We start from the raw sequence: 9,710 nt of genomic DNA, 5'->3' as shown, positions 1-9,710 counted from the left end.
TACCGGATAATCCGGAAGGGTATCTGACGCAGCTGTTTGTAGCCGTAGACAAGGCACTGTATCAAGCGAAGCAGAATGGGCCGAATCCGATTGAGTTTGCAGAGCTGGACCGAGGTGTTTCTTGATGAGGTGAGATAAAGCTGTTTTGAGATTGTGTAGTGTTTGAATTCTCGCAATATAGAAGTGATAGGGTAAAAACAAATAGTTTTAAAGGTTTATAATGTGAGAAATACAATTAGTGAAAAGTACAAATATAGAATGCATAAACCAGACATATAACTTGTCTGGTTTATGCATTTTAAAATTGACTCATAACTTGATAAAAAAAATTTTTGGTGGTTAATGTTTATTATACTTCGTCTTTTATATTCTTGTTCTTATTTCTGTTCGAACTCGGTCACGTACCTCATTATATATAGGGATATTAATACCTTCTGAAACTTCTAATGTTACTGCAATGGTATAAGGTATTTCTTCTCTAGCGCTTAGTCCTGAAGAGTCCTGTTTACAATTAACTTTTATAGTCAGTACATCCCCTTCTATAAAGGCAGCAGCACGCTCTCCTTCAAATATCTCATGCTGTATAGTGCCCCTCTGTACAGCTTTAGCATCTACCTCAAGCCTATTTAACTGTAATATCTCATGCTCAGAATCAAACCAAAGATGGGCTTTTCTATATTTTTGATTTGTGTTACTTAACGGACTAAACCAACTTAATGTTATTGTTAACCTTCTTTTCTCGGTTCTACTACTAAGAGAAGGAGGTAAGGGAACTTCAAATAGCTGTCCTTGCTCTTTCTTAATAGTACTATATCCCAGAAGAGTAACTTTTTGGTTAGATGCATTTAATATTTTCAATTGATCAACAAAGCCATAACCTAGGTATCTTGGCAGCTTTTTGTCCTTAAACTTTGTTTCTTTTGGTAGTTGTAAAATACGTTTGTAGTACTGATAAGAGTTGTTCCAATGTGCACCATGGACAAGTAACGTTTTAACGAATAGTGCTCCAAAATTGGATAAAATCATTTGTTTATCAGGTAGGTCAATCAGTAAGTCTTCTAGCAACTCATAAATCTTACCAGCGTATCTTGTAGCTAGGGCGGTAGCGTTACTAGTACCTCGTGTATATAAAACTTCGTTGGTGTTTCCTAGACTTCCAGGAAAAGCAACTTTATGGCCTGGAGCAATTGGAGCATTGTTAACATCTAAAAGTGCAAATCCATCTTGCCCAAGGATATTTTCTACAAATAATTGTTTTCCTCCAGAAAACAAAATATCAGGCTTTATAGAATTTCTGAATCCCATTCCTACACGACTATAGGGACTCATTACTTCCTCATCATTAAATATATCAATTCTATTGCCCATGTTTTGTATAACCGAATTATCTTTGTTACTAGCACCTACACACAATGAGTTAATAGACTCAGCAGGTGATAATATCCGCCTCTCTAAGACATTATCTGCAATATATTTAATAACTTTATCTGCAACGACGGGATTGTTTTTAATGTTAGAGAAATCGTCTCTAGGGATGTCAAGTAATATAGACTTAGGATAATTTCCAGCACTAATCAGAAATAAAACTTTATATTTTACTGACAAGTAATCTATTAATTTTGCCCATGGACTTAATTGAAGATCAAACGGACGTGAGGGATCACCGATAGATAAATTAATAATTTTAATATTTGGGGCAACAGCCTCTTCTTCTCCATCCCCTTCAAATATTCTTTTGACAGCTCTATGTATAAGGTCAACCGGTAAAATATTATCTGGAATAAATTCTGTATTGTCTACAAAATTATTAGGGTCAGGTTTTAAAATAGGTCTAACATATATTTTTCTATCTAAAGGAGGTTCTTGAGAATCTAATTCACCATGAATGATTAGAGATGCCATAGTAGTCCCGTGAAATCTCTTACTAGCTTCGTAATTTGTTTCGAATTCATCTGGATCATCTATAATTATTCGATCCTTTAGTAAATCGTGGTTCTGTAATGGTAGTCCATCCAACAAAGCAATAACTGGAGGTTTTTCATTTGAAATTGTATCTTCCAAGTTTCTCTCATGAAAATTAAATTCACCATATGGCGGCATGGTAACAATTGATTGACCAACTGGCCGGAAATGCATAATATGTTCAGCTTTTATTAGTTGGATGTTTGAATTCTCATTTAAATCTTCAAAAATAGTTATAGGTGATTCGACCAAAAGGGCATGATATGATATCTCTTCTATTACACATTCAGTTATTATAGTACCTCCAACTTCTCTAACTAATTGTTTGATTTGTTCGGATGATTCCATTCTATTGTTAGAATCGCCTCTATACCATAATTCTATCTCGAATCTAATAGTGTCTTGGCCAAATTGTAATTTTTCATTTAGTACTTCCTTTAGTCCTGTTTTATAAAATCTATCTTCTACCGACCAGAGTCTTAAATCCTTGAGTTGTGTAAACAAATCTCTCCACTTAGTGGTACCTCGCTCGAAATTCTCATTGTTACAGTATTTTTTCCAAAGCCCCTTCAATTCTGTGATGGCGGCTTGATTTGACATTAATAGAAATAGGCGGCCACCTAGTTGTTTGTCTGAAATCTCATCGTCGTTTGTAGTTATATAGAAATCATCATCTGCATCAATAAGCTCATCCATCTCAGCTAACCATTCCAAACCACTTATATCCTTCACAGCATTTGAAAAGTTTTCTAATGTTCCTACGGTTTCAAAAACCACTGCATATTCAGGAGTAACTCCGACAGTATTAGGTGTAACTGTACCGCGTCTATTTTCAAACGCAGCTTCGAGTTGCCTAAGTTTAGGTACTACTCGTTTAATTTGATCTGAATGTTCAGGAAATCTTATGTTTCCTGTTCTGCCAGGAGCTTTTTTTGCTCTATCAACTTCAACAGGTCTTGGGAAGATTAACATAGGTTTATCATTCAATTGTTTCAGCCTCCATTCCAAATTTAGAATCCTGAAATTTTATATTGTCTAATGAACTTTTTACTATACTCTTCATGTTAGAGTTTGGAATAGATAATACATATTTTCTTTTTATATCCATTCCAAATTCATTTAAATCTGAGTAACTTGCTCCTTCTAAGCGTTTTAATAGAACGTTCTTTGAATATTCAAGACTGATATTATTCTCGCGTTCAAATCTTTCTATCCATATTTCAATCTGCTTCTTAGATGGAGCTTTTATATCTAATTTTAACTGAAAACGTCTCCATACAGCTCGGTCTAAGAGCTCAGGGTGATTTGTTGCTGTCACTACTGTTACATGACTTGGAAGATTGTCAATTTGTAATAACAAAGAACTTACTACTCGTTTAATCTCTCCAGTTTCGTGTGAGTCTCCTCTTTCTTTACCAACTGTGTCGAACTCATCAAAGAAAAGAACACATCGTTTAGTTTTGACGAAATTGAATAGTTCGTTTAACCTGTTTGCAGTCTCTCCTAGGTAACTGCCTACTAAGCCTTCATACCTCACTGTAATTAACGGCACCATTAGCTCTGTAGCCAATACTTCTGCTATGGATGTCTTACCATTACCAGGGGGGCCAGATAGAATTACCCTATTCCTAGGTTCTAAATTGTATGATCTCAATAAGTCTACTCTAAAATGCTCTTGAATCAGTTCATAAATGTTCTGCTTAATGCTTTGTTCGAGTATTAACGATTCTAGTGATAAAGAAGGGGTGCGTTCAAAGTATAAATTCTGATTTTTATGCAGATTTAGGGTGTTAATGTTTCCATCCAGTTGTTTTTTTGTATTTTTTAAAAGGGCTTTTTCAAGCCTTTCCGCTAGAATCTTATGGTTTTTGCTTTTTTCATCAACGATTAGGGCTTGTACTGATGTTCTGAAAAGTTCTTCATTCCCTTGTAGCCCTGATTCAACAAGTTTTATTAACAGATCTGATCTTGCCATGTAATCACCTCCTCAAATTTAATGAAAGGATTTTTCATCCAGAATGCTCATAAATGTTGGATTTCCAGTACATTATTCCCCTTTGAAGTGTATTGATATTCGTTGTGCTCTAACTTATCAACGTATTATCAACAAACAAAGGAGTACATAATAAGTTTAATGTACAAGAAATAGTAGTATATTCTTTATAATTAAGTGGGCTTACTATGGGCTAATGCTATTTTAGCATAATGTAGGAGTCAGCTAGCATATTTCTAATAGAAAGAATGAGTATAAGAAAAGCTAATTGTAATTAGGTTTTTTATTCAGAAATCATTAGGAAGATTGAGAATATATTAAAATCGTTATTAGGTATACTGTAATAAATAAAACTTTCTCACTTTAGAGATCAAGGTTTCTTTTGCGATGCTCCATCGATATATCTCTTGTCAAAACGTAATCATTACGATAAGATAATACTCATTGTTTAAATAATAATAATTACGATTAAGACAACAATTGATAGAGAGGGGCATTACCTTGAATAAAAAGACGCCGCTGCTGGTGCTGACCTCCCTGGTCCTGAGCGCCGGACTGCTGAGCGCCTGTGGATCTTCCGAAACGAGTCCCGCTGCGCAGCCTTCCACCGATAAAAACGTTCACTTCCTATATAACTTTTCCACAAACTCGCTTGACCCACATGTAGACTCCAGCTATGTTCCGCTACGTGCGGGCATCACGGAAACGCTGGTTCGTCTCGATGAAGAGAATCTGACCGTTGCACCATGGCTTGCTGAGAGCTGGGAAAGCAAAGACGGACAGCATTGGACGATTGAGCTGCGCGATGATGTAACATTCCAGAACGGCAAGCCGATGACAGGTGAATCTGTTAAGGCATCACTTGAGCGTGCATTGACTGAAAGTGCAGCCATTCAGAACGCACTTAAGATCGACACGATTGAAGCCGAGGGCGACAAACTGGAGATCACAACAACACAGCCCTTCCCGGAATTCGCATCCGAACTGGTCAACCCGAATACGGCCATTATTGACGTGAGCGAGCCGGACATCGTAAACAAGCCAATTGGCACCGGGCCGTTCAAGCTGACTTCATTTACCCCGGGCAGCAAGCTTGAACTGGATCGCTACGATGAATATTGGGATGGAGCTTCGCCACTCGACTCGATAACGTTCTCTTTTAACGAGGATGCCAATGCTCGTACACTCGCACTTCAATCCGGACAAGTCGATGTCGTATACCGTCCGGAAGTAGAAAGTCTGGAATCCCTTAAAGCAATCGATGGCATAACTGTGGAGTCCACCTCCACGTTCCGCGTTCACCAGATGACGATGAACATGCAGCGTGATAGCATCAAGGACCTGAACGTGCGCCGTGCACTGGATGCATTAATTGACCGCCAGGGGATCGTTGATACCATCCTGCTTGGCTACGGTGAGTCGGCTATCGGGCCGTTCCTGCCGTCTCTGCCGTTCGCACCTACCTATGACGAGGCAGCATCACAATCAGGTGAAGAAGCTGCGGTTAATTACCTGAAGGAAGCCGGCTACACGCTGCAAAACGGCGTTATGACCAAAGATGGCAAACCACTGCAACTGACGCTGCTTACATACTCGGCTCGTGCAGACCTGCCACTGATTGCTCAGGTCTTCCAGTCTGACGCCAAGAAGATTGGCATCGATGTGCAAATTCGCCAGATCGACACGCCGGAGGATTATATGGCTTCCAATCGTGATTGGGATATCGCAACCTATAGTAATCTGACCGCACCGCGAGGTGACGCGGGTTACTATCTGAATGCAACGTATCATCCGAAGGGTGCACTCAACTTCAGTGGATCAGAGGATCTGGAGCTGACGGCGATCATTGATGAGCTGAATCTCACAGTCGATCCGGAGAAGCGCGCAGAGCTTGCGGAAAAGGCCGCCAATTACGTGCATGACAACGTGCTGAATTCATTTGTCCTGCATCCGGGTACGATCGTTGCCTACAACGGCAAGAAGATCAAAAACTGGGTAACCACACGCAGTGAGTACTACATGATTACCAATAAGCTGGATGTGATGTAATGTTTCGCATTTTGCTTCGCAAGTTTCTTGAAGTTTTTATTTTTCTGCTGTTCATTATGTTCGTGAGCTTCCTCTTCATCCGTCTGGCTCCGGGGGATCCAGTGCTCACGATTCTAAACGTGGACGAACTATCTGTCAGTCAGGAACAGGTTGAGGCTATGCGTGAAGAAATGGGCTTCAATGATTCCCTGCCTGTTCAATTTGGCAATTGGCTGCTTGACTTCATCCGCCTGGATTTCGGCGTATCGTACTCGACAGGACAGCCGGTTATGCAGACGCTCATGCGGGCGCTTCCGGCTACAGCGGAACTTACGATCGGCGCTCTGCTGGTCATGCTAGCTGTGGCCATCCCACTAGGATCACTGTCAGCATTGCATCGTGGCAGCTGGATCGACCGGGGCAGCCGGTTGTTGTCCATTGTCGGTGCGGCGGTGCCAAGCTTCTGGCTTGGCCTGATTTTGATCGACCTGTTCGGCGTGCGCTTCGGCAGTCTGCCGACCATGGGGCGGAACGGATTCGCATCACTTATTTTGCCATCTCTGACGCTGGGACTTGCCATCTCCAGCGTTTATGTGCGTCTTTTGCGTTCCAGCCTGCTGGATTCACTGAGTCAGGAGTTCGTTCGGTCTGCTCGGGCGAGGGGGTTATCTGAAGGTCGCATCTTCTTCTTGCATGCCTTCCGTCACAGTCTGCCACCAGTCATCACTGTGTTTGGTGTCAGCCTAGGCAGCCTCATTGGTGGGGTTGTCGTCATTGAGGTGTTATTTGCGTATCCCGGCATTGGCAAGCTCGTCGTTGATGCCATCCGCCAGCGCGATTATCCATTGATTCAGGGTTATATTCTGATCATGGCGGTCGTTGTATTTTTCGTGAATACAGCAGTTGATCTATCCTATCGATATTTGAATCCGGAAATGAAACTCAAGGAAAGGGAGGCCCACCGATGAAAACGATGCTTCTGCGCCCACTGGCCGCTAAAAAATCGAAAAAACACAGTATACAGGCTATTATCGCCTTGCTATTTGTGGTGCTGATCATTGGGGCTTCCATATATGCCTTTGTTTATCTTAAGCATGACCCTACACTAACCGACCTTCGCGGAAGGCTGCAGGGTGCAAGTGCTCTCCATCCATTTGGTACCGACCATCTGGGTCGAGACGTACTGACAAGATTGCTGCTTGGAGGCGGCCAGACGCTCGGTTATAGCCTGCTGGCGCTTGGAGCTGCACTGCTTATTGGAATTCCGTTTGGCCTGATTGCGGGGTACAAGCGTGGTTGGATTGATAAGCTCTTTATGCGGATCGCTGATGGCTTTCTTGCCTTTCCTGACACGATTGTTGCTATCGTGCTGAGTGGGCTGCTTGGGGCGGGTATCGGTAATTTGGTGCTGGCGATCGTGATCGTCAAGTGGGTCAGCTATGCACGCCTTGTTCGTAGTACCGTCCTGTCCGAGTCGCAAAAGGACTACATTCGTATCGCACGAACCAATGGACTTTCAGACGCACGAATTATGACCAAGCATCTGCTCCCGCATATTGCCGGGCATGTGCTCGTACTGGCAAGCCTCGATCTGGGGAAGATCATCCTGCTTATTTCCTCGTTATCCTACATCGGACTTGGGGCTCAGCCACCAACGCCTGAATGGGGAGCAATGCTGAATGACTCTAGGCCTTACTTCCAGTCACGGCCAGAGCTAATGGTCTATCCGGGTCTAGCCATCGTAGTGGTAGTACTGTTTGCGAATATGCTCGGCGACTATCTGAGAGACCGTTTTGACGTGAAAAAGGAGGTGCAGCCGTGATTCTCTCCATTGAGGAATTGAGCATCTTCAGCCGTGAGCGTACCATTGTCGACAGCGTCTCTCTCGCCGTTCGGGAAGGCGAATTCATGGCGCTGGTCGGGCAGAGCGGCAGTGGCAAAAGTCTTCTCTCACAGTCGGTTGGTCAACTGCTTCCTTCTAACCTGCACGCATCGGGGCGAATCATGTTTGAAGGCAGTAACCTGCTCGAACAAAAACCGAAGGAGATGCGCGCCCTGCGGGGAAGCCGCATCTCATATATTTTTCAGGATTATCAAGGGGCGTTTACGCCGTTTCGAAGTATTGGCGGACATTTCGATGAATACCAGAAAATCCATGGAGAAAAGTCTTCTGCTGTCCGGCACAAACGATCCATCGAGGCGTTGGAGTCCGTTGGACTTGGCGCAGAGCTGCTTCGGCGCTATCCGTTTCAGTTGAGCGGTGGTCAGCTTCAGCGTGCTTCCATCGCGACATCGCTCATGCTATCGCCAAGGCTGCTGATTGCCGACGAGGCAACTACGGCACTCGACAGCGTCTCGGGACACCGCGTACTGGAGCTGCTGGCGCGTAAGCAGGCTGAGACTGGCTGCGCCATTCTTTTCATTACACATGACTGGCGTCATGTGCGCCGCTACGCCAATCGGCTAGCTGTTATGAAGGAAGGACGGATTGTCGAATCGGGCGGGAAACACCGTATTCTTGACCATCCGCAGCATGAGTATACACGTCAACTGATTGAAGCAGCTCCTGTCCTGAGCCGCTCGTTGAAATCGGGTCTAAAGGAGGCGGAAACGCAATGAAGACAACTGAGATGGATTACCCCAAGGAATCATTCCCGGTTGAGGCACCCGTCCAACAGGACAAGGGTCAATCCGAGTTGTCCGCCCAACCCGTGCTGGGCGTGGAACATCTCAGCCGGACCTATGCTGGCGCTGAGCGTCCAGCTGTAAACGGCGTCTCCTTCACCTTAAATCGAGGAGAGTGCCTCGGCCTGGTTGGTGAGAGCGGCTGTGGCAAGAGTACGCTCGCTCGCTGTCTGCTGCGGATAGAAGATGCTGATTCCGGCTCGATTATGCTGGGTCAAGAGGACATTGCACGGCTTAGCGGCCGACGCCTGCGTCCGCATCGCAGGAAGATCCAGATTGTATTTCAGAATCCGGCTGCGGCGCTGAATCCTAAGCTGAAGATCGCTGATTCACTGATCGATCCGTATGAACAGTTCGGGCGAGACGTTAAGCTGTCACACTTCGCCTATACATCGAAGGACGCCTACGTGAAGCAGCTGCTTGAAGCTGTTGAGCTTCCAAGTGAACTAGCGGGGCGTTATCCACATGAGCTAAGCGGGGGGCAGCGTCAGCGCGTAACGATCGCACGTGCCATTGGTATTGAACCGGACGTTATCGTTCTTGACGAACCGACAGCCAGCCTGGATGTGATATCACAGGGCGCTGTTCTGCAATTGCTAACCGACTTACGGACATCACTGGGACTTTCATACTTGTTCATCTCGCATGATCTGGCTGCCGTACACCGTATGAGTCAGCGTATCATCGTCATGCGAGAAGGACAAATCGTCGATCGATTTGGTGCAGATGCGCTATTCGCAGAGGAACGTCATCCGTATACGAAGGAACTCATTTCAATTTTCTGAGTAAATCCCAATACAGAGGGACTTAGACATACCCAAATTAAAAAGCCACTTTCAATGAATATTGAATGTGGCTTTTTAATGTTACTTTTGTTTGTCTGTGAGTCCGAACAGTTAATACTTTTGCCGTTTTAATTATTAACGTAAGATACCTATTAATAATTTGTGTCCACCCTTTATTTCATTATTCCCGATAGTATGCATCCATATTTTTTGTTGACAATCTACTAAAACAAAGGTAGATTTGTGATATCGATAAT

7 protein-coding genes are annotated in these 9,710 nt (G+C 43.7%); 5 read left to right on the top strand and 2 right to left on the bottom strand.

Annotated features, from left to right (window positions below):
- Positions 1–363: 363 nt before the first annotated feature.
- A complete protein-coding gene (locus tag CHH60_RS17460) occupies positions 364–2,949 on the bottom strand; it encodes a S8 family peptidase (protein ID WP_095360315.1) in 2,586 nt (861 codons plus the stop codon).
- Positions 2,942–3,937: an AAA family ATPase gene (locus CHH60_RS17455; RefSeq protein ID WP_095360314.1), complete on the bottom strand. Its 996-nt coding sequence runs from the start codon at positions 3,935–3,937 to the stop codon at positions 2,942–2,944. Before CHH60_RS17455 ends, CHH60_RS17460 begins: the two co-directional genes overlap by 8 nt.
- 519 nt (positions 3,938–4,456) lie before the next feature.
- Between CHH60_RS17455 and nikA the strand changes: the two genes are divergently transcribed.
- From nikA to CHH60_RS17430, 5 genes are read left to right on the top strand one after another with little or no spacing between them, the layout of a single operon-like run.
- Positions 4,457–6,004 carry a nickel ABC transporter substrate-binding protein gene (nikA, locus tag CHH60_RS17450; RefSeq protein WP_095360313.1) on the top strand — a complete coding sequence of 516 codons (1,548 nt, stop codon included), beginning with the start codon at positions 4,457–4,459 and terminating at the stop codon, positions 6,002–6,004.
- Positions 6,004–6,951: a nickel ABC transporter permease gene (gene nikB / locus CHH60_RS17445; protein ID WP_095360312.1), complete on the top strand. Its 948-nt coding sequence runs from the start codon at positions 6,004–6,006 to the stop codon at positions 6,949–6,951. The genes nikA and nikB overlap by 1 nt, the downstream gene beginning before the upstream one ends.
- Complete coding sequence (nikC, locus tag CHH60_RS17440) at positions 6,948–7,805, top strand: nickel transporter permease (protein ID WP_095360311.1); 858 nt, start codon at positions 6,948–6,950, stop codon at positions 7,803–7,805. The genes nikB and nikC overlap by 4 nt, the downstream gene beginning before the upstream one ends.
- On the top strand, positions 7,802–8,602 hold the full coding sequence (locus CHH60_RS17435) for an ABC transporter ATP-binding protein (RefSeq protein ID WP_095360310.1): 801 nt from the start codon (positions 7,802–7,804) through the stop codon (positions 8,600–8,602). The genes nikC and CHH60_RS17435 overlap by 4 nt, the downstream gene beginning before the upstream one ends.
- Positions 8,599–9,453, top strand: a complete 855-nt coding sequence (locus CHH60_RS17430; RefSeq protein ID WP_255247970.1) for an ABC transporter ATP-binding protein — start codon at positions 8,599–8,601, stop codon at positions 9,451–9,453. Before CHH60_RS17435 ends, CHH60_RS17430 begins: the two co-directional genes overlap by 4 nt.
- Positions 9,454–9,710: the final 257 nt, after the last annotated feature.

It is taken from the genome of Paenibacillus sp. 7523-1, assembly GCF_002276415.1.
Taxonomy (GTDB): domain Bacteria; phylum Bacillota; class Bacilli; order Paenibacillales; family Paenibacillaceae; genus Paenibacillus; species Paenibacillus illinoisensis_A.
The sequence above is the reverse complement of the archived record's forward strand: the minus strand, read 5'-3'. Positions and strand labels throughout refer to the sequence as shown.

Excerpts from the sequence above, each read along its gene's own strand:
- nikC (WP_095360311.1), top strand. The coding sequence starts at position 6,948 with ATGAAAACGATGCTTCTGCGCCCACTGGCCGCTAAAAAATCGAAAAAA.
- CHH60_RS17455 (WP_095360314.1), bottom strand. The coding sequence starts at position 3,937 with ATGGCAAGATCAGATCTGTTAATAAAACTTGTTGAATCAGGGCTACAA.
- nikB (WP_095360312.1), top strand. The coding sequence starts at position 6,004 with ATGTTTCGCATTTTGCTTCGCAAGTTTCTTGAAGTTTTTATTTTTCTG.
- CHH60_RS17430 (WP_255247970.1), top strand. The coding sequence starts at position 8,599 with ATGAAGACAACTGAGATGGATTACCCCAAGGAATCATTCCCGGTTGAG.